This window comes from Nocardioides sp. URHA0032 (assembly GCF_000620645.1).
In the GTDB taxonomy this organism is placed as follows: domain Bacteria; phylum Actinomycetota; class Actinomycetes; order Propionibacteriales; family Nocardioidaceae; genus Nocardioides.
On the sequence record NZ_KK211160.1, the window covers coordinates 95,467 to 116,690 of the forward strand.

At 73.5% G+C, this 21,224-nt stretch carries 26 protein-coding genes; 20 read left to right on the forward strand and 6 right to left on the reverse strand.

Features of this window, described 5'->3' with window-relative positions; genetic code table 11:
• The first annotated feature begins 58 nt into the window (after positions 1-58).
• Both N538_RS0118515 and N538_RS26150 read left to right on the forward strand, forming a co-directional pair.
• Positions 59-331 carry a hypothetical protein gene (locus tag N538_RS0118515; protein WP_028638538.1) on the forward strand — a complete coding sequence of 91 codons (273 nt, stop codon included), beginning with the start codon at positions 59-61 and terminating at the stop codon, positions 329-331.
• 160 nt (positions 332-491) lie between these two features.
• Positions 492-1,130 (forward strand): cation transporter, encoded by a 639-nt coding sequence (locus N538_RS26150; RefSeq protein WP_051549432.1) that lies wholly within the window; start codon positions 492-494, stop codon positions 1,128-1,130.
• On the opposite strand, the gene N538_RS27595 is transcribed toward N538_RS26150, so the two are convergent.
• Complete coding sequence (locus N538_RS27595) at positions 1,093-1,698, reverse strand: TetR family transcriptional regulator (RefSeq protein ID WP_028638539.1); 606 nt, start codon at positions 1,696-1,698, stop codon at positions 1,093-1,095. The two genes, N538_RS26150 and N538_RS27595, sit on opposite strands and share 38 nt — an antisense overlap.
• A 79-nt stretch (positions 1,699-1,777) precedes the next feature.
• Here N538_RS27595 and N538_RS0118530 point away from each other — a divergent pair, with 79 nt between their 5' ends.
• On the forward strand, positions 1,778-3,172 hold the full coding sequence (locus tag N538_RS0118530) for a serine hydrolase domain-containing protein (RefSeq protein ID WP_028638540.1): 1,395 nt from the start codon (positions 1,778-1,780) through the stop codon (positions 3,170-3,172).
• A gap of 10 nt (positions 3,173-3,182) precedes the next feature.
• On the opposite strand, the gene mftR is transcribed toward N538_RS0118530, so the two are convergent.
• Positions 3,183-3,770 (reverse strand): mycofactocin system transcriptional regulator, encoded by a 588-nt coding sequence (gene mftR, locus N538_RS0118535; protein WP_028638541.1) that lies wholly within the window; start codon positions 3,768-3,770, stop codon positions 3,183-3,185.
• A 74-nt stretch (positions 3,771-3,844) separates the two neighbouring features.
• On the opposite strand from mftR, the gene mftA reads away from it, so the two are divergent.
• From mftA to mftF, 7 genes are read left to right on the forward strand one after another with little or no spacing between them, the layout of a single operon-like run.
• Positions 3,845-3,937, forward strand: coding sequence for a mycofactocin precursor MftA (gene mftA, locus N538_RS28085; RefSeq protein WP_081790577.1), 93 nt, complete (start codon positions 3,845-3,847; stop codon positions 3,935-3,937).
• 1 nt (position 3,938) lies between these two features.
• Positions 3,939-4,226 (forward strand): mycofactocin biosynthesis chaperone MftB, encoded by a 288-nt coding sequence (gene mftB, locus N538_RS0118545; protein ID WP_028638918.1) that lies wholly within the window; start codon positions 3,939-3,941, stop codon positions 4,224-4,226.
• On the forward strand, positions 4,226-5,407 hold the full coding sequence (gene mftC, locus N538_RS26160) for a mycofactocin radical SAM maturase (protein WP_051549433.1): 1,182 nt from the start codon (positions 4,226-4,228) through the stop codon (positions 5,405-5,407). Before mftB ends, mftC begins: the two co-directional genes overlap by 1 nt.
• Positions 5,395-6,612, forward strand: coding sequence for a pre-mycofactocin synthase MftD (gene mftD / locus N538_RS0118555; protein WP_051549434.1), 1,218 nt, complete (start codon positions 5,395-5,397; stop codon positions 6,610-6,612). Before mftC ends, mftD begins: the two co-directional genes overlap by 13 nt.
• Entirely contained in the window at positions 6,609-7,241 is a 633-nt protein-coding gene (gene mftE, locus N538_RS0118560) for a mycofactocin biosynthesis peptidyl-dipeptidase MftE (RefSeq protein WP_051549435.1), read from the forward strand. The genes mftD and mftE overlap by 4 nt, the downstream gene beginning before the upstream one ends.
• Positions 7,238-7,972 carry a mycofactocin-coupled SDR family oxidoreductase gene (locus N538_RS0118565; protein ID WP_028638544.1) on the forward strand — a complete coding sequence of 245 codons (735 nt, stop codon included), beginning with the start codon at positions 7,238-7,240 and terminating at the stop codon, positions 7,970-7,972. The genes mftE and N538_RS0118565 overlap by 4 nt, the downstream gene beginning before the upstream one ends.
• On the forward strand, positions 7,969-9,363 hold the full coding sequence (gene mftF, locus N538_RS28090) for a mycofactocin biosynthesis glycosyltransferase MftF (RefSeq protein WP_081790578.1): 1,395 nt from the start codon (positions 7,969-7,971) through the stop codon (positions 9,361-9,363). The genes N538_RS0118565 and mftF overlap by 4 nt, the downstream gene beginning before the upstream one ends.
• Here the strand turns inward: mftF and N538_RS0118575 are convergent.
• Positions 9,248-10,417 (reverse strand): acyl-CoA dehydrogenase family protein, encoded by a 1,170-nt coding sequence (locus N538_RS0118575; protein ID WP_028638546.1) that lies wholly within the window; start codon positions 10,415-10,417, stop codon positions 9,248-9,250. The two genes, mftF and N538_RS0118575, sit on opposite strands and share 116 nt — an antisense overlap.
• Before the next feature lie 42 nt (positions 10,418-10,459).
• On the opposite strand from N538_RS0118575, the gene N538_RS0118580 reads away from it, so the two are divergent.
• The 4 genes from N538_RS0118580 to N538_RS26165 all read left to right on the forward strand — a co-directional run bounded on the left by N538_RS0118580 (position 10,460) and on the right by N538_RS26165 (position 13,231).
• Positions 10,460-11,026, forward strand: coding sequence for a TetR/AcrR family transcriptional regulator (locus N538_RS0118580; RefSeq protein WP_028638547.1), 567 nt, complete (start codon positions 10,460-10,462; stop codon positions 11,024-11,026).
• 42 nt (positions 11,027-11,068) lie between these two features.
• On the forward strand, positions 11,069-11,746 hold the full coding sequence (gene npdG / locus N538_RS0118585) for an NADPH-dependent F420 reductase (protein WP_028638548.1): 678 nt from the start codon (positions 11,069-11,071) through the stop codon (positions 11,744-11,746).
• A gap of 192 nt (positions 11,747-11,938) precedes the next feature.
• Positions 11,939-12,601 (forward strand): hypothetical protein, encoded by a 663-nt coding sequence (locus N538_RS0118590; protein ID WP_028638549.1) that lies wholly within the window; start codon positions 11,939-11,941, stop codon positions 12,599-12,601.
• A 177-nt stretch (positions 12,602-12,778) separates the two neighbouring features.
• Entirely contained in the window at positions 12,779-13,231 is a 453-nt protein-coding gene (locus tag N538_RS26165; RefSeq protein ID WP_036571287.1) for a PGPGW domain-containing protein, read from the forward strand.
• Positions 13,232-13,303: 72 nt separating this feature from the next.
• Here N538_RS26165 and N538_RS0118600 read toward each other — a convergent pair whose 3' ends face one another.
• Positions 13,304-13,999: a hypothetical protein gene (locus N538_RS0118600; protein WP_028638550.1), complete on the reverse strand. Its 696-nt coding sequence runs from the start codon at positions 13,997-13,999 to the stop codon at positions 13,304-13,306.
• 168 nt (positions 14,000-14,167) lie between these two features.
• Between N538_RS0118600 and N538_RS0118605 the strand changes: the two genes are divergently transcribed.
• Positions 14,168-15,679, forward strand: coding sequence for a hypothetical protein (locus N538_RS0118605; protein WP_028638551.1), 1,512 nt, complete (start codon positions 14,168-14,170; stop codon positions 15,677-15,679).
• Between the two features lie 15 nt (positions 15,680-15,694).
• Here N538_RS0118605 and N538_RS0118610 read toward each other — a convergent pair whose 3' ends face one another.
• Both N538_RS0118610 and N538_RS0118615 read right to left on the reverse strand, forming a co-directional pair.
• A complete protein-coding gene (locus tag N538_RS0118610; protein ID WP_028638552.1) occupies positions 15,695-16,867 on the reverse strand; it encodes a 4-hydroxybenzoate 3-monooxygenase in 1,173 nt (390 codons plus the stop codon).
• Between the two features lie 36 nt (positions 16,868-16,903).
• The gene (locus N538_RS0118615; RefSeq protein WP_028638553.1) at positions 16,904-17,662 is read right to left on the reverse strand and encodes an IclR family transcriptional regulator; all 759 of its coding nucleotides are present in this window, start codon (positions 17,660-17,662) and stop codon (positions 16,904-16,906) included.
• 69 nt (positions 17,663-17,731) lie between these two features.
• Here N538_RS0118615 and pcaH point away from each other — a divergent pair, with 69 nt between their 5' ends.
• From pcaH to pcaC, 5 genes are read left to right on the forward strand one after another with little or no spacing between them, the layout of a single operon-like run.
• Complete coding sequence (gene pcaH / locus N538_RS0118620; RefSeq protein ID WP_028638554.1) at positions 17,732-18,502, forward strand: protocatechuate 3,4-dioxygenase subunit beta; 771 nt, start codon at positions 17,732-17,734, stop codon at positions 18,500-18,502.
• The gene (pcaG, locus tag N538_RS0118625) at positions 18,499-18,999 is read left to right on the forward strand and encodes a protocatechuate 3,4-dioxygenase subunit alpha (RefSeq protein ID WP_028638555.1); all 501 of its coding nucleotides are present in this window, start codon (positions 18,499-18,501) and stop codon (positions 18,997-18,999) included. Before pcaH ends, pcaG begins: the two co-directional genes overlap by 4 nt.
• A 4-nt stretch (positions 19,000-19,003) precedes the next feature.
• Positions 19,004-20,077 carry a lyase family protein gene (locus N538_RS0118630; RefSeq protein WP_028638556.1) on the forward strand — a complete coding sequence of 358 codons (1,074 nt, stop codon included), beginning with the start codon at positions 19,004-19,006 and terminating at the stop codon, positions 20,075-20,077.
• Positions 20,074-20,802, forward strand: a complete 729-nt coding sequence (locus N538_RS26170; protein WP_051549436.1) for an alpha/beta fold hydrolase — start codon at positions 20,074-20,076, stop codon at positions 20,800-20,802. The genes N538_RS0118630 and N538_RS26170 overlap by 4 nt, the downstream gene beginning before the upstream one ends.
• Entirely contained in the window at positions 20,799-21,170 is a 372-nt protein-coding gene (gene pcaC / locus N538_RS29395; RefSeq protein WP_028638557.1) for a 4-carboxymuconolactone decarboxylase, read from the forward strand. The genes N538_RS26170 and pcaC overlap by 4 nt, the downstream gene beginning before the upstream one ends.
• Positions 21,171-21,224 lie beyond the last annotated feature (54 nt).

The following is a 21,224-nucleotide window of genomic DNA, read 5'->3' on the forward strand; positions in this document are numbered from 1 at the left end:
CGTGCTTGCGACAGGTGGGGGTCGACGGGGGAGCCACACGACAGGGAGGAAAACACCTATGAGCAAGATCCGCCTGACCGCTGCCGCGCTGACCTCGGTCCTCGCCCTCGGCACCACCGCCGCTCCGGCGGTCGCCGACGACGCGGCCGGCTCCTGCGACCAGCAGCAGGCCCAGGTCGACCGCGCGCAGGCGAAGTACGACGCGCTCCAGCAGAAGTTCGCCGAGCACCCGACCCACAAGGGCCAGAAGGCCAAGAAGGCTCAGGCCCAGCGGGTCGCCCGTGCGCAGGCGCGCCTCGACAAGTGCGAGGCGGGCTCGACCGAGAGCTGACGGCAGCCGCAGCCACGCGGCGACCGGGCGTCGGCGTCCGCACCCCACCCGGAGGTCGCGGGCGTCGACGCCTTCGCGCGTGGGCGCCGACCAGCTCGCGTGTCGTCTGCCGCCCCGAAACGCGCGGGCGCCGCGGGCGACCGGTGGCTACGGTGCAGGCGTGAGCGAACCAGCCGACGGCGCAGTCGTGGCAGCGAGCGTCCTGCTGCGCCGGGGCCGACTGCTGGAGGGTGCGACCCTGGCGTGGAACGTCACCGGTGTCGCCGTGCTCGCGGTCGCCGCCATCGAGGCCCGGTCCGTCGCGCTCGCCGGCTTCGGGCTCGACTCGCTGGTGGAGATCGGGGCCAGCGCGGTCGTCCTCTGGGAGCTGTCGGGGACGGGGGAGCAGCGGCAGCGACGGGCCCTCGGCCTGATCAGGGCGGCGTTCGTCGCGCTGGCGGCCTACCTGGCGGTGCAGAGCCTGGTCGTCCTGCTGTCCGGCTCGCGCCCGGAGCACAGCCCGGCCGGCATCGCGTGGACGGCCCTCACTGGACTGGCGATGTTTGCGCTCGCGGCCGGCAAGCTCCGGGCCGGTCTCGGCCTCGGGAATCCGGTCCTCACCCACGAGGCAGCGGTGACGGTCGTGGACGGGCTGCTGGCCGTCGCGGTGCTCGTCGGCCTCGTGCTGAATGCTGCTCTCGGCTGGTGGTGGGCCGACCCCCTCGCCGCCCTGGTGATCGTCTCCTACGCGATCCGGGAGGCGCGCAGCATCACCCGCGACCTCACGCCGGTGGCAGCTGGGCGCGAAGTCCCGCGATGAGGGTCTCCACCCCGAACGCCCAGACGTACTCGTAGTCGGGCACGTCGCTCGCGACCGAGCGCACGAGTGGGAACGACGCAGCCGGGAGCTGGTCGAGCTGGGTCTCGAGGAGCTCGCCCCGCGCGACCATGCTGCGCTCCATCCCGATCATCAGCGCCAGGTACGACGCGGCCTTGATCGCCGCGAAGCCGTTCGCGGCACTGAAGCCGGCCTCGGCGAACGCCGCGAGCCCGATCTCGAAGGACGCGGTCGCCCGCGCACCCTGCACCGGGCGCTGCCGCAGCGCGTGGAAGGCGCCGGGGTGGGTCGCCGCGATGCCGACGACCCCGTCGACGAACCGTCGTACCCACTCGTCCCACGTCACCGGGCCGGTCGGCAGCTTGGCCTCGTCGAGCAGCAGCTCGACGAGCCCGTCCGTCACCGCGTCGCGGGTGGGGACGTGGTTGTAGAGGGACGTCACGTGGACCCCCAGCTCGCCCGCGATCTTGCGGAGCGTCACCGCGTCGGGGCCGTCGCGATCGGCGAGCCGGACCGCGGTCCGGAGGATCCGCTCCCGCGTCAGTGCCATCTCCACCCTCGCTGCCTCTTGACAAACCTACGGCGTAGGTTAACGCTTACCTACACCGTAGGTCACCCCAGGAGGAACCGTGTCGTTCACGCAGGCCGAGCTCGAGAAGAAGCTGGCAGAGCTCATCGACAGTCATCACGTCCCCGGCGCCCAGCTCGCGGTGCTCGACGGCGACGAGATCACCGAGGTGACGGCGGGCGTCCTCAGCATCCGCACCGGCAGCCCGGTCACCACCGACGCGCTGTTCCTGCCGGGGTCCATCGGCAAGCTCTACACGGCCACCCTGGTGCTGATGCTCGTCGACGAGGGGCTGATCGACCTCGAACGTCCGGTGAAGACCTACCTCCCCGACTTCGAGGTCCGCGACGAGCACGCCCGCGACACCGTGACCGTGCGCGACCTGCTGCGGCACGCCAGCGGCTTCGACGGTGACGTCTTCATCGACACCGGCCGCGGCGACGACGCGCTCCCGCGCTACATGAAGGAGATCGTCGACCTGCCGCAGATCTGTGAGCCCGGCAAGATCTGGAGCTACAGCAACAGCGGCTTCTCGATCCTCGGCCGCCTGGTCGAGGTCGTCGCGGACACGGTCTTCGAGACGGCGCTGCGCGACCGGCTGCTCGGCCCGCTCGGCCTGAAGCACTCCGTGGTCTTCCCCGAGGACGCGATCCCGCACCCCCTCTCCGTCGGCCACGAGGCCGACCCGGAGAACCCGGACGCCCTGCGGGTCAGCGACCCGTGGGGGCTCTACCGGTCGTGCGGGCCGATGGGCGCCTCCCTGGTGGCCAGCGCCGGCGACGTGCTTCGGTTCGCGCTGCTCCACCTGGACGGCGGCGTGGCCGCGGACGGCACCCGCCTGCTCTCCGCCGACATCGTGGCCGCCGCCCAGGAGCCGCAGATCAGGCTGGTCGACGACACCGTGCTCGGCGAGGCCTGGGGGCTCGGCTGGATCCTGGACCACTTCGGTGACGTGCAGGTGATCGGGCACGACGGCAACTCGCTGGGCCAGAACGCGTTCATGCGGGTCGCCCCCGAGCAGCGGTTCGGCTTCTGCCTGCAGACCAACGTGGAGAGCGCGCTGTCGATGTACCGCGAGCTGGCCGGCTGGCTGTTCCAGGAGCGGCTCGGGGTCGAGCCGCGCCAGGACCCCGAGCGCCTCGCGTCGACGGTCGTCCCCGACCCGGGGCGGTACGCCGGCACCTACCAGCGCTCCGGCCTGGTCTTCGACATCGCCGCGGCCGCCGACGGCTCCCTGGTCGCGAGCATCAAGGCGTCGCACGCCGCCGCAGAGATGCAGAACCTGCCCCCGATGGAGGAGCTCCCGCTCGTCCCGGTCGCGGTGGACGACTCGTTCCTGCTCAAGCTGCCGATCGCCGACAGCGAGCTGCTCGCTGTCTTCTTCAACCCCGACGACGGGTCGGCCGCTCCGTCGTACCTGCACTTTGGCGGTCGGGCCCACAAGCGGGTCGGCTGAGGGTACGGCCTCAGGCTCGCGGGCCGGCGACGTAGTCGCGCAACCCGGACATCGCGTCGTCGAGCAGGACGGCGAGGTCGGCGTCCGGGTCCGCGAGCCAGCCCTCGTAGGCCGAGAGGGCCAGCGCGAGGGACACGTTGCCGACCGTGCGCGGCAGCAGGTCGTCCGGGGAGCGGCCGAGGCTGGCCGCGACGTGCTCGGCGATCACGGCCCGCCACGCGGCGTACCGGAGCACGGAGTGGGCCTGGAGGGCGGGGGTCTCCAGGATCAGCCGCATCCGCTCCCGATGGCTCGGTCGCGCGTCGGGCGGGAACTCGTTGAACCGCTGCACGGCGCGGTGCACCGCCACGTGCAGGGGGAGCTCCCGGGGCATCTCCGCGAGGATCGCCCGGAAGCCGTCCAGGGTGCGGTCGAACTGGCCCCACGGGATGTCGTTCTTCGACTCGAAGTAGCGGAACAGGGTGCGCCGGCCGACGCCGACCCCGGCCGCGATGTCGGCCATCGTCACGTCGTCGAAACCGCGCTCGGCGAACAGCCGGAAGGCCACCCGCTCGATCTCCGCGTGGCTGGTCGCGACCGGGCGACCGCGACTGCTCATGCCTCGACCCTATCTTTGTGGCGCTGGGTGCCATTAGTGTGGCCGGCACCACATCCGATGTCGAGGAGGCTGCCATGGACCCGGACCGGGAGAACCAGAACGACGAGCTCGTCGCCGAGGACCTGATCGAGGAGGTCTCGATCGACGGCATGTGCGGCGTCTACTGAGATGGACCTCGACGAGCTTGGCCTGGACCAGGCCTGGGCGCTGTCGCCGTCGGTGGCGCTGCGCCCGGAGCCGTTCGGGGCGCTGGCCTACCACTTCGGGAACCGGAAGCTGATCTTCCTCAAGCGCCCCGAGCTGGTCGCCGTCGTCCGCGGGCTCGGGGCCGTCGGCGGTGATGGATCGGTCCGGTCGGCCCTGGTGGCCGCGGGTGTCCCGGAGGCCGGGTGGCCGGCGTACCTCGCCGCGCTCGAGGGCCTCGCCGCCTCCGACATGATCGCCAGGGTGGCCTGATGAAGCTGGTCGAGCACTTCGAGTCGGGGCTGGACGCACCCATCTGCCTGACCTGGGAGCTGACCTATGCGTGCAACCTCGAGTGCGCGCACTGCCTCTCCTCGTCGGGCCGGCGTGACCCGCGCGAGCTGACCACCGAGCAGTGCGAGGCGGTCATCGACGAGCTCCAGCGGATGCAGGTGTTCTACGTGAACATCGGCGGCGGCGAGCCGACGATCCGGCCGGACTTCTGGCACCTGCTCGAGTACGCCGTCGACCACCAGGTCGGCGTGAAGTTCTCGACCAACGGCGTGCGGATCACCCCCGAGCGCGCCGCGTTCCTGGCCTCTCCCGCGTGCGGGGGCTACGTCGACGTGCAGATCTCGCTCGACGGCGCGACGGCCGAGGTCAACGACTACGTGCGCGGTCCGGGGTCCTACGACACCGCGATCACGGCGCTGCGGAACCTGCGCGACGCGGGCTTCACGGACGCGAAGATCAGCGTGGTCTGCACGCGCCAGAACATCGGCCAGCTGGACGAGTTCCAGGCGCTCGCGGACGAGTACGGCGCCACCCTGCGCCTGACCCGGCTCCGCCCGTCGGGTCGTGGCGCCGACGTGTGGGACGAGCTGCACCCGCTCCCGGAGCAGCAGCGCGAGCTCTACGACTGGCTGAGAGGTTGGGGCGAGGGCGTACTGACCGGCGACTCGTTCTTCCACCTGGCAGGGTTCGGTGAGTCGCTGCCGGGGCTCAACCTCTGCGGCGCGGGCCGCGTGGTCTGCCTGATCGACCCGGTGGGCGACGTGTACGCCTGCCCGTTCGCGATCCACGACAACTTCCTCGCCGGCAACCTGCTGACCGGCGGTGGGTTCCAGCAGGTCTGGCAGCACTCGCCGCTGTTCGAGGACCTCCGCTCGCCGCAGACCGGCGGTGCCTGCACGCAGTGCGCGCACTACGACGCCTGCCGGGGTGGCTGCATGGCCGCGAAGTTCTTCACGGGCCTGCCGCTCGACGGCCCGGATCCCGAGTGCGTCCAGGGGTACGGCGAGGCTGCTCTCGCCGGGAGCAGGACGATCCCGGCCGGGTCGCAGGACCACTCCAAGGCCGCGCCGACGCGCAACCAGCCGGTGATGCTGAAGCTGATGACCCGTCCGCCGGTCAGCGACTGCGCCGAGAGCCCCCTCGCCGGATGGACGCCGTGACCCGGCCGTCCTGGGCAGAGAACCCCTGGCGGCAGAACCCCTGGTTCGAGTCGGTCGCGGTCGCGCAGCGCCGGGCGCAGAAGCGGCTGCCGTCCCCGGTGTACGCCGCGCTGCTTGCCGGCTCCGAGCGCGGCCAGACCGTCCGCGACAACCAGGCTGCGTTCACGGAGCTCGGGCTGCTCCCGCACGTCGCCGGCCAGCACGCCGAGCGGTCGATGACGCGGACGGTGCTCGGCCAGGAGGTCGCGCTGCCGGTGCTGATCTCGCCCACCGGCGTCCAGGCGGTGCACCCGGACGGCGAGGTCGCCGTGGCGCGCGCGGCAAACAACCGCGGGACGTTGATGTGCCTGTCGAACTTCGCGTCCAAGCCGGTCGAGGAGGTCGTCGAGGCCTGCCCGCGCACGCTGTTCCAGATGTACTGGACCGGCGACCGGGACGTGATGGTCCAGCGGATGCAGCGGGCCCAGAAGGCCGGCGCGGTCGGTCTGATCGCCACGTTGGACTGGTCGTTCTCGATGGGCCGCGACTGGGGCAGCCCCGAGATCCCCGAGAAGGTCGACCTCAAGACGATGGTGCGGATGGCGCCCAAGGTCGCCACGAAGCCGCGCTGGCTCTACGAGTTCGGCCGCACCGGGCACATCCCGGACCTGACCGCGCCCAACCTCGCGCCGCCCAACGGTCCCGCGCCGACGTTCTTCGGTGCGTACTACGAGTGGATGACCACGCCGCCGCCGTCGTGGGCGGACGTGGCCTGGATGCGGGAGCAGTGGGGCCGGATCAGCGGGACGCCGTTCCTGCTCAAGGGTGTCGCCCGGGTCGACGACGCCAAGCGGGCGGTCGACGCGGGAGTGGACGCGATCTCGGTGTCCAACCACGGCGGCAACAACCTGGACGGCACCCCGGCCGCGATCCGGCTGCTGCACCCGATCGCGACCGCGGTCGGTGACCAGGTCGAGGTGCTCCTCGACGGCGGCGTACGCCGCGGCTCGGACGTCGTGAAGGCGCTCGCGCTGGGCGCCCGGGCGGTGCTCATCGGACGGGCCTACCTGTGGGGGCTGGCCGCGAACGGCCAGGCGGGCGTGGAGAACGTGCTCGACATCCTCCACGGCGGCATCGACTCCGCGCTGCTCGGTCTGGGCATCTCCTCGATCGACGAGCTGTCGCCCGAGTCGCTGCTCGTGCCCGACGGCTTCCACGTCCCATGAGCTCGCTCGCCCGGGCCATCTCGGCCGAGACCGCCGGCGCCGGGCTGGTCCTGGTGCCGCTCGGCTCGACCGAGCAGCACGGCCCCCACCTGCCGCTGGACACCGACACCGTGATCGCCACCGCGGTCGCCCACGAGGTCGGCGCCGCGCTCGACGCGTGGGTGGCGCCGCCGGTCGCCTACGGCTCCAGCGGTGAGCACCAGTCCTTCCCCGGCACGGCGTCGGTCGGCACCGAGGCGCTCACCCACGTGCTCGTCGAGCTCGTCCGCTCGCTGCGCACCTGGGCGTCCCGGGTCGTCATCGTCAACGCCCACGGGGGCAACGTCGCCGCGCTCACCGCCTCGGACGAGATCGAGTGGGTGGCCTGCGCGACCGAGGCGCATGACCTCCACGCCGGCATCACCGAGACCTCGCTGATGCTCCACCTGCGTCCGGAGTCCGTGCGGCTCGACGCCGCCGAGCCCGGGAACACCCAGCCGTTGAGCGAGATTCTCCCCGCGATGCTGGCCGGCGGCGTGGCCGCGGTGTCCCCGAACGGGGTGCTCGGCGACCCGGCCGGCGCGACGCCCGAGGAAGGTGCACGCGTGCTGCGGCACATGGTCGCGGAGATCGTGGAGCGGCTGACATGACCCGTCCGAGCAGGGTCGCGCTCGTCACCGGGGCCGCCGGCGGCATCGGGTCGGCGACCGTCAGAGCCCTTGCTGCACAGGGGTACGGCGTCGTCGGCCTCGATCTCCGCGAGGCTCCCGAAGCGGAGAACGCCGTGCACGTCGTCGGCGACGTCCGCGACCGCGAGGCCCAGCAGCACGCGGTGGACCTCGCCCTCGAGCGGTGGGGCCGTCTCGACGCCGCGGTCGCGGCGGCCGCGCTCATCGCCGGCGGCCACCCGCTCTGGGAGGCGCCCGACGGTGAGCTCACCGAGCTGCTCGAGGTCGACGTCCGTGGGGTCTGGAACACCGCGGCCACCGCCGTACCCGCCATGCTCGACGGCCCGGACCCGAGCGGCTGCCGGTTCGTCGCCGTGGCCTCGGCTGCGGGCAGCTACGGGCTCTACCACCTTGCGGCCTACTCCACCGCCAAGCACGCGGTCGTCGGTCTCGCGAAGGGGCTGGCTGCCGACCTGACCGCCACCGGCGTCACCGCGGTCGCGGTCTCGCCCGGCTCGACGCGCACCGACATGCTCGACGCCACCGCCGAGCTCTACGGCATCCCCGACCCGGTCGTCTTCACCTCGCACCAGCTGCTCCGCCGGCTGCTGGACCCCGAGGAGGTCGCGGCCACGATCGCCTTCTGCTGCTCGGTCGAGGGCGGGGTGCTCAACGGCAGCGTGGTGCACGCGGACGGCGGCTTCCGGCCATGACCTCGGTGAGGGCCCGGCTTAAGCCCGGCGTCCGCCGCGGCGACGTGCTGGTCGGCGGGTCGCCGATGCGGGTGGTGCGGCTCCGTCCCGGCGCCCTCTCCGACGGCATCGCCGATGGTGCCCTCGCGCGGCGGCTGCTCGACGGCAACCTCGCCGACCCGGTGCTCGACGACGTCCCGCCGCTCGACCCGGCCGAGCTCACCGTCGTCCTGCCGGTGCACGGCCGCGGCGACGAGCTGGACCGCGCGCTCGCGGCGCTGGAGCCCCTGAGCTGCCTGGTGGTCGACGATGCGTCACCAGATCCGCTGGCGCCCTGCGCCCCTCATGTCGAGGTCATCCGGCTGGAGGACAACGTGGGGCCGGCGGGCGCCCGGAACGCGGGGCTGGCCAAGGTGAGCACGCCGTACGTCGCGTTCGTCGACTGCGACGTCACCGTCTCCCCGGACACGCTGCTGCGGCTCGGCCGGCACTTCGCCGACGAGCGGGTCGCGCTCGTGGCGCCGCGGATCGAGGGCCGCGCCCGCTCCGCGCACCCGCGCTGGTTCGAGCGGTACGAGGAACGGGCCGCGTCGCTCGATCTGGGCGGCGTCGCGTGCTCGGTGCGCCCGGGCGCCGCGGTCGGCTGGCTGCCGAGCGCCTGCCTGGTCGGGCGGACCGACCTGCTCGGCGCCGGGTTCGACGAGACCATGCGGGTCGGCGAGGACGTCGACCTGGTGTGGCGGCTCGTCGACGAGGGACTGGTCGTCCGCTACGAGCCCAGCGAGGTCGCCCACCACGACGCGCGGCGGACCCTGCGTGCGTGGCTGGGCCGCAAGTACGTCTACGGCACCGGCGGCGCCCCGCTCGCCGAGCGGCACGGCGACAAGGGCGCGGTCGCCGTGCTGTCGCCCGCCATGGGCCTCGGCGCGGCCGCCCTGCTGGCGCGGCGCCGGTGGTCGGTCCCGGTCGCGCTGCTCTGCGCCGGCCGAGGGGTGCAGGTGCTGCGCCGCACGCTGCCCGACGTGCCCGACCGGGACCGGATCGCCGTGGGCCTGTCGGCGCGCGGGCTCTGGTGGTCGCTGCGCCAGGAGTCCGCCCTGCTGCTGCGGCACTGGTGGCCACCGGTCGCGGTGGCCGCGGTGCTCTCGAGGCCGGTACGCCGCGCCGTCGTCAGCGCGCTGCTGGTCGACGTCGTCGTGAGCAGCGGCTCGGGCGTCGCCGGTCGCCGGCTGGACGACCTCGCCTACGGGGCCGGGCTGTGGTCGGGCGTGCTCCGCAGCCGGTCGCTCCGAGCCGTCAGCGTGCGAGGTGCAGGGGCGCGCCGCTCGCGCGGTCCAGCGAGCGGCCGATCACGAGCCGCTGGATCTGGTTGGTCCCCTCGAAGATCTGCATCACCTTCGCCTCGCGCATGAACCGCTCGACGGGGAAGTCGCGCGTGTAGCCGTAGCCGCCGAGCACCTGGACGGCGTCGGTCGTGACCTTCATGGCGTTGTCGGTGGCGACCAGCTTCGCGATCGACGCCTCGCGGCCGTACGGCAGGCCCTGGTCCTTGAGACGCGCGGCGTGCAGCAGCATCGCGCGGGCGGACTGGATCGCGGCCTCCATGTCGGCCAGCACGAACGCCAGGCCCTGGTGGTCGATGATCCGCTCGCCGAACGTCTCCCGCTCCCGGGCGTAGGCGACCGCGTGGTCGAGGGCGCCCTGCGCGAGCCCGGTGGCCACGGCGGCGATCCCGAGCCGCCCGGCGTCGAGGCCGGCGAGCGCGATCTTCAGGCCCTGGCCCTCCTCGCCGAGCATCCGGTCGGCCGCGACCCGGACGCCGTCGAAGCGCATCGTCGCGGTCGCCGAGCCGGTCAGGCCCATCTTGTGCTCGGGCGGGTCCGCGACCAGGCCCTCCGCGTCGGCCGGGACGAGGAAGCAGGAGATGTCGTTGCGGCCGTCACCGGTGCGGGCCATCACCTTGTAGAAGTCGGCGTGCCCGCCGTGCGTCGTCCACGCCTTCGCGCCGGAGATCACCCACTCGTCGCCGTCGCGGCGGCCGCGGGTGCGCATCGCCGCCGGGTCCGAGCCGGCGTGCGGCTCGGAGAGGCAGTACGCGCCGAGCAGCTCGCCGCCCAGCATCTCGGGGAGCCAGCGCTGTCGCTGCTCCTCCGTGCCGGCGGTCGCCAGGCCGAAGCAGGAGAGCGCGTGCACGGAGACACCGACGCCGACCGACGCCCACACGGCGCCGATCTCCTCCAGCACCTGGAGGTAGACCTCGTACGGCTGGCCACCGCCGCCGTACTCCTCGGCGTAGGGGAGGCTCAGCAGGCCCGCTCGGCCCAGGGTGCGGAACACCTCGCGCGGGAACGTCTCGGTGCGCTCGGCATCGGCGACGAGCGGCGCGAGCTCGCGGGTGGCGAGGTCGCGGACCAGGCCGATCAGGTCGACGGCCTCGTCGGTGGGCAGCAGGCGGGACGCGGGCATGAGTACCACAGTACGCCGATCTGGTACTGATAGCGTCATCGCGTGCCGCCGCCCCGCCACCAGCTCCTCGACGAGCTGATCGAGCTGTTCCTCGCCGAGGGGTTCCTGGAGCTCGGCGTCGGTGACCTGGCGGCGCGGCTGCGCTGCTCGCGCACGACGATCTACCAGGTCGCGCCGAGCAAGGAGGAGATCGTGCTGACCGCGGTCCGTGGCTTCTTCCGCCGCGCGACCGAGCGGATCGAGGCGCAGGTGGAGGGCGAGCCCGACCCGGGCGCGCGGCTGTCGGTCTACCTGGTCGCGGTGGCTGCCGAGCTGGCGCCGGCCTCCGAGCGGTTCTACGCCGACCTCCAGGCGTACGCGCCCGCGGCCGGCATCTACGAGGCCAACACCCGGCTGGCCGCGCGCCGGCTCCAGGACCTGGTCACCGCCGGGGTCGCCGCCGGGGCGCTGCGGCCGGTCGACGCGACCTTCGTGGGTGCCGCGGTCGCGCAGGTGATGACCGCGATCCAGGGCGGCGCGATCGCGTCGGCGTCCGGTCTGGCCGATGCGGCGGCGTACCGCGCCCTCGCCGACCTGGTCGTCCACGGTGTGGGCGGGACCACTGCCTGAGCACCTCCCGGGGGCCGGTCGCTGGCTGAGAGAGTGGCGGCCATGACGAACCTCCCCGAGTCCCTCGCTGGCAAGACCGTCGCCGTCCTCGGCGGCACCGGACCGCAGGGTCGTGGGCTGGCGCGCCGCTTCGCCGTCGCCGGTGTTCCCGTGGTGATCGGCAGCCGGAGCGCGGAGCGGGCGGCGGAGGCCGCGACCCGGCTCGCGGCGGACCTGTCGGGTGAGGTCAGCGGTGCCGACAACGCCGGCGCCGCGGCGGCCGGCGACATCGTCGTGGTCGCGGTCCCGTGGGACGGGCACGGCGAGCTGCTGGCGTCGCTGAGGTCCGAGCTGGCCGGCAAGGTCGTGGTCGACTGCGTCAACCCCCTGGGCTTCGACAAGCAGGGCGCGTACGCGCTGGCGGTCGAGGAGGGCTCCGCGGCCCAGCAGGCGCAGTCGATCCTCCCGGACTCGACCGTCGTCGGTGCGTTCCACAACGTCAGCGCGGTCAAGCTCGAGGATCCCGAGGTGGAGACCGTCGACACCGACGTGCTGGTGCTCGGTGACGTGCGCGAGGCGACCGACCTGGTGCAGGACCTGGCCGACGTGATCCCGGGCGTGCGCGGGGTGTACGGCGGACGCCTGCGCAACGCCCACCAGGTGGAGGCCCTGACCGCCAACCTGATCTCGGTGAACCGTCGGCACAAGGCGCACGCGGGCATCCGGATCACCGACATCTGAGCCGGTGTGCCGGACATCACCCGGCTGGACAGTCAGGAGACCGCAATATTGTTCGAGTCCGGGGTGTTGAGAGGGTAATCTTTTCGGTCGGAGCCCGTCGGCCCCGACACCCCCACATCGTTCGACCACGACACGGTCGCCGCACCTGGTGCGGCGGCCGTGTCGCACGTCCACACCCCGGAAGGAAGTGCCATGAGCCTCGATCTCGCCACCCTCGTCGGAGTCGCCGGCACTCTCCTGGCGGCCGCCTACACGGTCCCGCAGTTCCGCAAGCTGCGCCGGATGACCACCGCGGCCGGCGTCAGCGTCGCCGCGCTGGCCAGCTCGACGATCAGCGGCGTGGCGTGGACCGTGTTCGGCGTGCTCGAGCACCAGGTCTGGGTCGCGTTGCCGGCGGCGGTCGCGGTGCCCGCGACCGCCGGCGCCGTCACCCTGGCGTGGCTCCGCGGCGGGTCACGGGCGCGGCTCTGGCTGCCGGTCACGTGGCTGTTCGTGGTCTCCGCCGCCGGCCTCTCCGCGATCTGGGTGGGCTCCGGCCCGGCGACGGTCGTGCTCGGCGGCTCGGTCGCGCTGCTGGTCGTCCCGGCCGCGCTCACCGCGTGGCGCAGCCACGACGTCTCGGCGATCGCCGCCTCGGCCTGGTCGCTGATGATCGTCGACGCCCTGCTCGCCGGTGCGTACGGCCTGCTGGCCGACGTCGACGCGAACCTGATCTACGCCGCCGTCGCGACCATCGGGTCGCTGGCGATCCTGCTGCGGGTCGGCATCCCCGCCCACGTGCACGCCCGCCTGGTCCGCCTCCCCGACGGCATCGACCCCGACGTCACCTGCGACGAGCTCTCGCTGGCCGCCTGATCTGGGTAGTCCCTGGCGAAAATGTCGTGGAACCGGTCTGGGGAGAGCATTTCGGGCAGGGACTAGGCCGCCGGGTTGCGGGTAGTCCCTGGCGAAAATGTCGTGGAACCGGTCTGGGCGGAGCATTTCGGGCAGGGACTACGCGGCCGGATTGCCCGCGTCTGAGAGGGTGCAGGCATGAGGTTCCCCGGGGGCCGAGCCGCGAAGAGGGTCGTGCTGGAGACCGTCGGATGGGTGCTCGTGGTGGCCGGCGTCGCCGCGCTGGTGCTGCCCGGGCCCGGGCTGCTGATGATCGCGGCCGGCATGGTGATCCTGTCCCAGGAGTACGAGTGGGCGGAGCGCCGGGTCGAGCCGATCAAGCGCAAGGCCCTGCGGGGCGCCGCCGAGGGTGTCGACACGAACCTCCGGGTCGCGATGTCGACGCTGTTCGCGCTCGTGCTGCTCGCGTGCGGCCTGCTGTGGATCTGGAGCCCGCCCGTGCCGGGCTGGTGGCCGTTCCCCAGTTGGCTCTGGTTGCCCGGGAGCATCTGGACCGGCGTGACGCAGGTGCTGTCGGCGTTCATCGCCCTCGGCCTGATCGCCTGGAGCTTCCGGCGCTACCGGGTCCGGGGCGAGCTGCCCCCCGAGTAGGTCCCCGAGCGGAGCCAGAAACACCCCGTGGTACGCCGCCGCCCCCCCGGCGACGGCGTACCCCCCAGGGACCTAGATGACCCGCGGGCGCAGGCCGATCCCGCCCAGGGTGTCGCAGATCGGCAGCGGCAGGCCGAGCTGGCACACGGGGTCGAGGATGGTGCCGGGATCCGGCGGCAGCGGGACGCCGCCGTTGGCCGCGTCGCAGATCTCCTGCGGCAGTCCCGCGTCGCACAGCGCCTGGATCGGGCTCTCCCCACCCGGGCCGGGCGGGTTGGTCGCCGCGTCGCAGATCGGCTGCGGCAGCCCGGCGTCGCACAGCGGCTGGATCGGGCTGTCACCACCGGGAGCCGGCGTCGGCAGCGTGGAGAACGCGTCGCAGATCTCCTGTGGCAGCCCGGCGTCGCACGCCGGCTGCAGCGGGGAGTCCGTCCCGCCGTCGCCGCCGCCACCGCCCTGGTTGCGCTGGCACCTCTTGAGCCTGGACTTCGCCTTGCCCAGGGCCTTCTTCTTGGCCTTGAGGTGCTTCTTCGCCTTCTGGACCCGCTGGTCGGCGGCGTGCTTCTGCTTCTTGCTGCCGGCGTGCTGCTTGGCCTTCTTCGCCTTCTTGACCTTCTTCTGCGCCTGGTGCACGGCCTTCTTGGCCTTGGCGACCTTGGCCTTCTGCTTCGCGCACGGCGCCGCGACGCGGGCGCCGCTGTCGCTGCCGGGGGCGGAGGCCTGGGCGGTCGTGACAGCGCCGGAGCCGAGGCTCAGCGCCAGCGTCACGCATCCCGCCAGGACCAGCCTCGCTGCGTTCCTGATCAATGTCCCTCCCTGGGTCGGTAGGGGTGGCGTTCCCATCCGGCGCGTCCGCCAACCCGCGGTCCAGACCTGTGCCGCCGGTCTGCCGGGTACCGTCTGCGCATCGGCACCGGGGCATGGAACATCGCGCGAGTGGGGCGGGCCGTCGCCGTCGCCCTGCTCCTGACCCTGCCGTTCGCGGCCGCCCTCACGGCGGTCGGGCACGCTCCACCCGCCCGGATCGAGGTGGCCGGCCAGCCCGTGTCGGTGCGGCCGGTGCTCGGCCAGGACACCAGCCTCCTCTTCGACGGCGCCCTCGTCAGCCCCCGGCACCGGGAGCTCGCGGGGATCGACGTGGGCGTGGACGTGGACGCGAACTGGATCCAGATCGTGCCCAGCGACAAGGACACCCGGAGCTACCTGGTCAGCCTGTGGGCGAACCCCCAGCCCGCGATGCAGCTCATCCAGGACGCGGCGCGGCGCCAGGTCGTCACGTGGGGCGCGGGCGGGTTCGCGGCGGGGACCGCCGTCCTCGTCGGGGTGCTGCTCGTGCTCCGGTCCCGCCGGCGCCGCCTCGCCGGCTACACCGCCGAGCAGGCGGCCCTGGTCCGGGGGCACAACCGCCGCCTACGGCGGGTGCTCGCGGCGGGCGGTGTCGTCCTCGTGCTGGTCGTGGACGTGCTCGGGGCCCGGGTCCTGCTGCACCGCGACCACCGTGTGGTCACCCCCACCGCCTCGTTCGACGGCACCGCGCTCGAGGGCACCGAGGTGCGGGGGCTGCTCGCCGACGTGCTGCCGTTCCTCTCGGTGCTCCGGCCGCGCTCGGAGTTCTACGACGACGTGGCGGCGAACCTCGAGGACGCCGTCCGCGCCGAGTCGACCCTGGCCCCCGCCGACGGCGAGGTCCGGTTCGTGATGGCCGAGGACTTCGAGGACGTCAACGGGATGGCCCGGCAGGTCGGCCTGACCGCCAGCCTCGTGGACGCGGACTTCGTGGCGCTCAGCGGCGACCTGACCTTCGCGGGCAAGGACATCGAGACCTACGTGATGGACACCGTCGACTACTACGCGGAGGGCCGGCCGGTCTACTTCGCCCCCGGGCTGCACGACACCCGCACCATCGTCGACGCGGCGCACGCCCGAGGCTGGGTGGTCGCCGACGGCACCACGCGGACCATCGGCGGGCTCGACCTGCTCGCCGTACCCGACCCGCGCATCTCGACCGTCGGGGACTTCGGCTCGGGGACCGTGCTGCGCGACCCCGACGTCGACACCGACGCCTTCGTGGCCGACACGGTACGGCGGGCCTGCGAGGACGAGCCGGACTTCGTGCTGCTCCACGACCACCTGCTGGGCAGCACGATCGCCGAGGCGGGCTGCCAGCGGGTCGCGGTGCTGGACGGCCGGTCCTACGAGTTCCTGGGCCCCCGGCCGGTCGAGACCAGCGACGGGTCGGAGACGACCGAGTTCACCGTCGGCAGCGCGGGTGGCCACGTCTCGACCGAGCCGGACCCCGGGGTCATCCGGCACCCCGCTCGCTTCGCCGTGCTGTCCTTCCGGCCGGCGACCGGCGCGACGACGTACTCCGTGGTCACGGTGAACCCCGACGCCAGCGTCAGCATCACGCCGCGCCTGCCGCTGTCGGTGCCGTACGACGCCGGCTGACTCACGCCGCCGCCGTCAGAAGCCGATCGGCAGGCCGGCGTAGTTCTCGGCCAGCCCGGCCGCGCCCGCCTCGCTGGACACGACCCAGCGCAGCTGCGCGAGCTGGAGCTCGCGGTCGAACGGGTCGTCGCCCGCGTGCAGCATCGTGGTCATCCACCAGGAGAAGTGCGTGCACCGCCAGACCCGGCGCAGGGCGGTCGCGGAGTAGGCATCGGCGAGGGCGTGGTCGCCCGCCAGCAGCGCCACCAGCGCCGGCGCGAGGAGCGCGACGTCGGCGACGGCGAGGTTGAGGCCCTTGGCGCCGGTGGGCGGGACGATGTGGGCCGCGTCGCCGGCGAGGAAGAGCCGGCCGTGCCGCATCGGCTGCTGCACGAACGACCGCATCGGCAGCACGCTCCGGTCGGTGATCGCCCCGGTCGCGAGCCGCCACCCGTCCTGCCCGTGGCCGAGCCGGGTCGCGAGCCCGTCCCAGATCCGGTCGTCGGGCCAGTCGGCGAGGTCGGTGCCGTTCGGCACCTGGAGGTAGAAGCGGGAGACGGTCGACGAGCGCATCGAGTGCAGCGCGAACCCGTCCGGGTGCCAGGCGTAGATCAGCTCGTCGGTCGACGGCGCGACGTCGGCGAGGATGCCGAGCCACGAGTACGGGTAGGTTCGCGCCCAGGTACGCCGTACTCCCTCCGGCACCGCCCCGCGCGACGGGCCGAACGAGCCGTCGCAGCCGGCGACCACGTCGGCCTCGAGCCGCTGCGGCACGCCGTCCGCGTCGGTGAAGGTCACCGAGGGCCGGTCGGTCGCGAGGTCGTGCAGGGCGGTGTCGCTGACCTCGTGCACGAGCTGCTGGCCGCGCGCGTGCGCGGCGTCGACCAGGTCCTTCTGCACCTCGGTCTGGCCGTAGACCCACACGGACCGGCCCACCAGGTCGACAAAGTCGAGGTGGTGCCGCTCGCCCGGCCACTGCAGGTGGATGCCGCGGTGCCGGTCACCCTCGCGCCCGAGCCGCTCGCCGAGGCCGACGTCGCGCAGCAGGTCCACCGTCGACTGCTCGAGGATGCCGGCGCGGATCCGGCTCGCGACGTACTCCTCCGACCGGGTGTCGAGCACGACGGAGTCGACACCCTCGGCCGCGAGGAGGTGCGAGAGCAGCACACCGGCGGGGCCCGCGCCGATGATGGCCACCTGCGTCCGCATGGCGCGAGTCTCGCGGCGCTCACGCGGGCCGGGCCATCAGCTCGTTCCGCTGGCCGAAAGTGCCCGGCCGACGCCGCGGGCCGCGACGTGCAGCGCACCGGCGAGCCGGGACCGGTCCCGGAGCGTCGGCACCACGATGCCGAGCGCGGCGACCACCTCCTCGCCGCGCCGGATCGGCACCGCGATCGAGCACGCGCCCAGGCTCATCTCCTCGGTGGTGGTGGCGTCGTCGTCGCGCAGCACCCGGGCGAGCTGCCGGCGCAGCAGCCCCGGCTGGGTGACGGTGTACGGCGTCACGCGGGTGAGGTTCGCGAGCACCTCCTGCTGGACCGCGGCCGGCGCGTGCGCGAGCAGCACCTTGCCGACGCCGGTCGCGTGCATCGGCAGTCGCGAGCCGACGCTGCTCACCACCGGGACCGACGCGTGCCCCGCCAGCCGGTCCAGGTAGAGCACCTCGCTGCCGTCGCGCACCGCGAGGTGCACGGTCGCCAGGGTGGCGCCGTACAGGTCGTGGAGGTACGGCGAGGCCAGCTCGCGCAGCCCCGTGTGCACGGGCGCCAGCAGTCCGAGGTCCCACATCCGGCGACCGACCGCGTAGTCGCCGGCCGGGGTCCGCACCAGCGCCCCCCAGGCGACCAGCTCGCCGACCAGCCGGTGGGCGGTCGGGACCGGGAGCCCGGCCCGGCCCGCGAGCTCGGTGAGGGAGAGGCCGCGGTGGTGCTCGTCGAAGGCGCCGAGCAGGGCCAGCACCCGCGACGCGACCGTCGCGCCCGGGGTCGAGGTGTTGCCGGCCATGGGGCGATTCTTCCACTGGCCGGAAAGCCGGCCTCGTCCCGACCGCACGTCGGTCCCTACGGTCGGCGGGTGACGAGCTCCGATGCCGCGACCGCGACCCAGGCGGGGATCAGCGCCGAGATCGCGGCGATCGCCCACGAGTACGACGGCGCAGGGGTCGTCGAGACCGCGACCCGGCTCGACTACCCGCCGTACCGCTCCAGCATCCTGCGGCACCCGACCAAGGCGGCGTTCCAGCTCGACCCCGAGGAGCTCGAGCTGTGCTCCCCGGTCTTCGGGCAGCGCGACATCGACCCGCTCGAGGCCGACCTCACGATCCAGCACCGCGGAGAGCCGATCGGCGAGCGGATGACCGTCAGCGGCCGCGTCACCGACGGCGACGGCCGGCCTGTCCGCCACCAGCTCGTCGAGATCTGGCAGGCGAACGCCGGCGGCCGCTACGTCCACCAGCGCGACCAGCACCCCGCGCCGCTGGATCCGAACTTCACCGGGATGGGCCGCTGCCTCACCGACGGCGACGGGACCTACCGGTTCACCACGATCAAGCCGGGCGCGTACCCCTGGCGCAACCACCACAACGCCTGGCGGCCGGCGCACCTCCACTTCTCGCTGTTCGGCACGGAGTTCACGCAGCGGCTGGTCACCCAGATGTACTTCCCGGGCGATCCTCTCTTCGCGCTCGACCCGATCTTCCAGGCGATCACCGACCGGGACGCGCGGGACCGGCTCGTGGCGACCTACGACCACGACGAGACCCGGCCCGAGTGGAGCCTCGGCTACCGCTGGGACATCGTGCTCTCCGGATCCCGCCGGACCCCCCTCGAAGGAGACGTCGAGTGACCGCACCGACCCCCGGTCAGACCGTCGGCCCGTTCTTCGGGTTCGCGCTGCCGTACGACGGCGACCACCAGCTCGTCCCGCCCACCCGGCCGGACGCGATCCGGCTGCACGGCCGGGTGCTGGACGGGGCGGGCGACCCGGTGCCGGACGCGATCCTCGATCTCTGGCAGGCGGCGCCCGACGGGACGGTCCCGCAGGTCGAGGGCTCGCTGCACCGCGACGGCTACACGTTCACGGGCTGGGGCCGGGCAGCGACCGACCGCACCGGCCGCTACCAGTTCACGACGCTGCGGCCCGGTGGCGCGGCGCCGTACTTCGCGATCGCGGTGTTCGCGCGGGGCCTGCTCGACCGGCTGTTCACGCGGGCCTACCTCCCGGGTGCGGCACCGGCGGCGCTGCGCAGCCTGGAGGCGGTCGCCGACGACCGCGGCTTCGGCTTCGACATCCGGCTGCAGGGCGAGGACGAGACCGTCTTCCTCTCCTTCGCGCGAGACTGAGCGCATGACGGACCTGTTCTGGCCCGGGGACGAGCGCGCGGGCGGCCACTTCACCGCGACGGAGTTCGTCCGGGCGATGGTCGAGGTGGAGTCGCAGTGGCTCGGCGACGTGCTCGAGGTGCCCGACGACGTGGACGACATCGCGCGCGAGGCCGCCGACGGCGGCAACCCCGTCGTCGCGCTGGTGCGGCGGCTCCGCGAGCAGGACCGCGACGTCCATCGCGGCCTGACCAGCCAGGACGTCGTCGACTCGGCACTGATGCTGATGGCCGAGGCCGCCTGCGCCGACCTGCGCCGCGACCTGGCCGCGCTCGGCAGCAGCCTGGCGCGGCTCGCCGGCGACCACCGCGACACCCCGATGGTCGCGCGGACCCTGACCCAGCACGCCGTCCCGACGACGTTCGGCTTCCGGGTGGCCGCCTGGCTGACCGCCGTCCTGGACGCGTACGACGACGTCGCGCGCCTGGAGTTCCCGCGGCAGGTGGGCGGCGCTGCCGGCACCCGGGCCGCGATCGTCGAGCTCGGGCGCGAGCTGCCGGCCGGCGTACCGCGCTGGCACACGACCCGCGCGCCCGTCACCCGGCTGGGCGACGCGCTCGTGGGGTGCACGGACGCGTGCGCGCGGATCGCGAACGACGTCGTGGTGATGTCGCGACCCGAGATCGGCGAGCTCGCGGAGGGCGCGGGCGGCGGCTCGTCGACGATGCCGGGCAAGGCCAACCCTGTGCTGTCCGTGCTGGTCCGGCGCGCCGCGCTCACGACACCGCAGCTCGCCGCGACGCTCCACCTCGCGGCCGCCCAGCAGGTCGACGACCGCGCCGACGGCGGGTGGCACGCGGAGTGGGCGACGTTGCGGGACCTGGTCCGGCGCACGCTCGTCGCCGCGTCCCAGACAGCCGAGCTGGTGGCCGGCCTCCGGGTCGACACCGGACGGATGGCCGCGACGCTCGCGGCCGCCGGTGACGCCGTACTCGCCGAGCAGCGCACCATGACCGACCACCCCGCGCCGACGTACCTCGGCGACGCCGCGGCGTACGTCGACGGGGTCGTCGCCCGCGCGCGGGAGACCTTGCGATGACCCGGCCGCTGCTGGTGCTCGGGCCGTCCCTCGGCACGTCCGCGACCGCGCTCTGGGGGGCCTGCGCCGAGCTGCTCGCGCGGGACTTCGAGGTGCTGGCCTGGGACCTGCCCGGCCACGGCTCCGCGCGCGAGGTGCCCGGGCCGGTGACGATAGCCGGCCTCGCGACCGCGGTGCTCGACCGCGTCGACGGGCCGTTCTTCCACGCCGGTGACTCGGCCGGCGGGGCCGTCGGGCTGCAGCTCGCGCTCGACGCGCCCGACCGGGTCCGCGGGGTGGTGGCGCTCTGCACGGGCGCGCGGATCGGCACCGAGGAGTCGTGGGCCGAGCGGATCGCGCAGGTCCGCGCCTCCGGGACCCCCGGCCTGGTGAGCGCGTCCGCCGGCCGCTGGTTCGGCACCGGGTTCCTGGAGCGCGAGCCCGCGCGGGCCTCCGCGCTGCTGCACGCGCTGAGCGACGCCGACGACGAGGGGTACGTCGCGGTCTGCCGCGCGCTCGCCACCTTCGACGTTCGCGACCGGCTCGGCGAGATCGGCGTACCCGTGCTGGCCGTCGCCGGTGAGCAGGACACCGTCTGCCCGCCGGACCTGCTGCGCGAGGTCGCCGACGGCGTACTCCGCGGGCAGTACGCCGAGCTGCCGGGCGTCGCCCACCTCGCGCCGGCCGAGGCGCCCGAAGCGGTCGCCGACCTGATCCGCGAGCACTGCCTGGAAGGAGCACGATGACCTACGACGAGGGCATGCGGGTCCGGCGGGAGGTGCTCGGCGACGAGCACGTCGACCGGGCGACCGCGAACGCCACCGATCTCACCCGCGACTTCCAGGAGCTGATCACCGCCTACGCCTGGGGCGAGGTCTGGACGCGACCCGGCCTCGACCGGCGCAGCCGCTCGATGATCACCCTCACCGCCCTGGTCGCCCGCGGCCACCACGAGGAGCTCGCGCTGCACCTGCGGGCCGCGGGGCGCAACGGCCTCACGGTCGACGAGATCAGGGAGGTGCTCCTGCAGAGCGCGATCTACTGCGGCGTGCCCGACGCGAACACCGCCTTCCGGATCGCCCAGCAGGTGCTGTCCGAGGAGGGCGCGCTGTAGGGCCTCGTCCATCGTGAAAACGGGCCGGGGGACGTACGCTCAGGTCCTCGGACC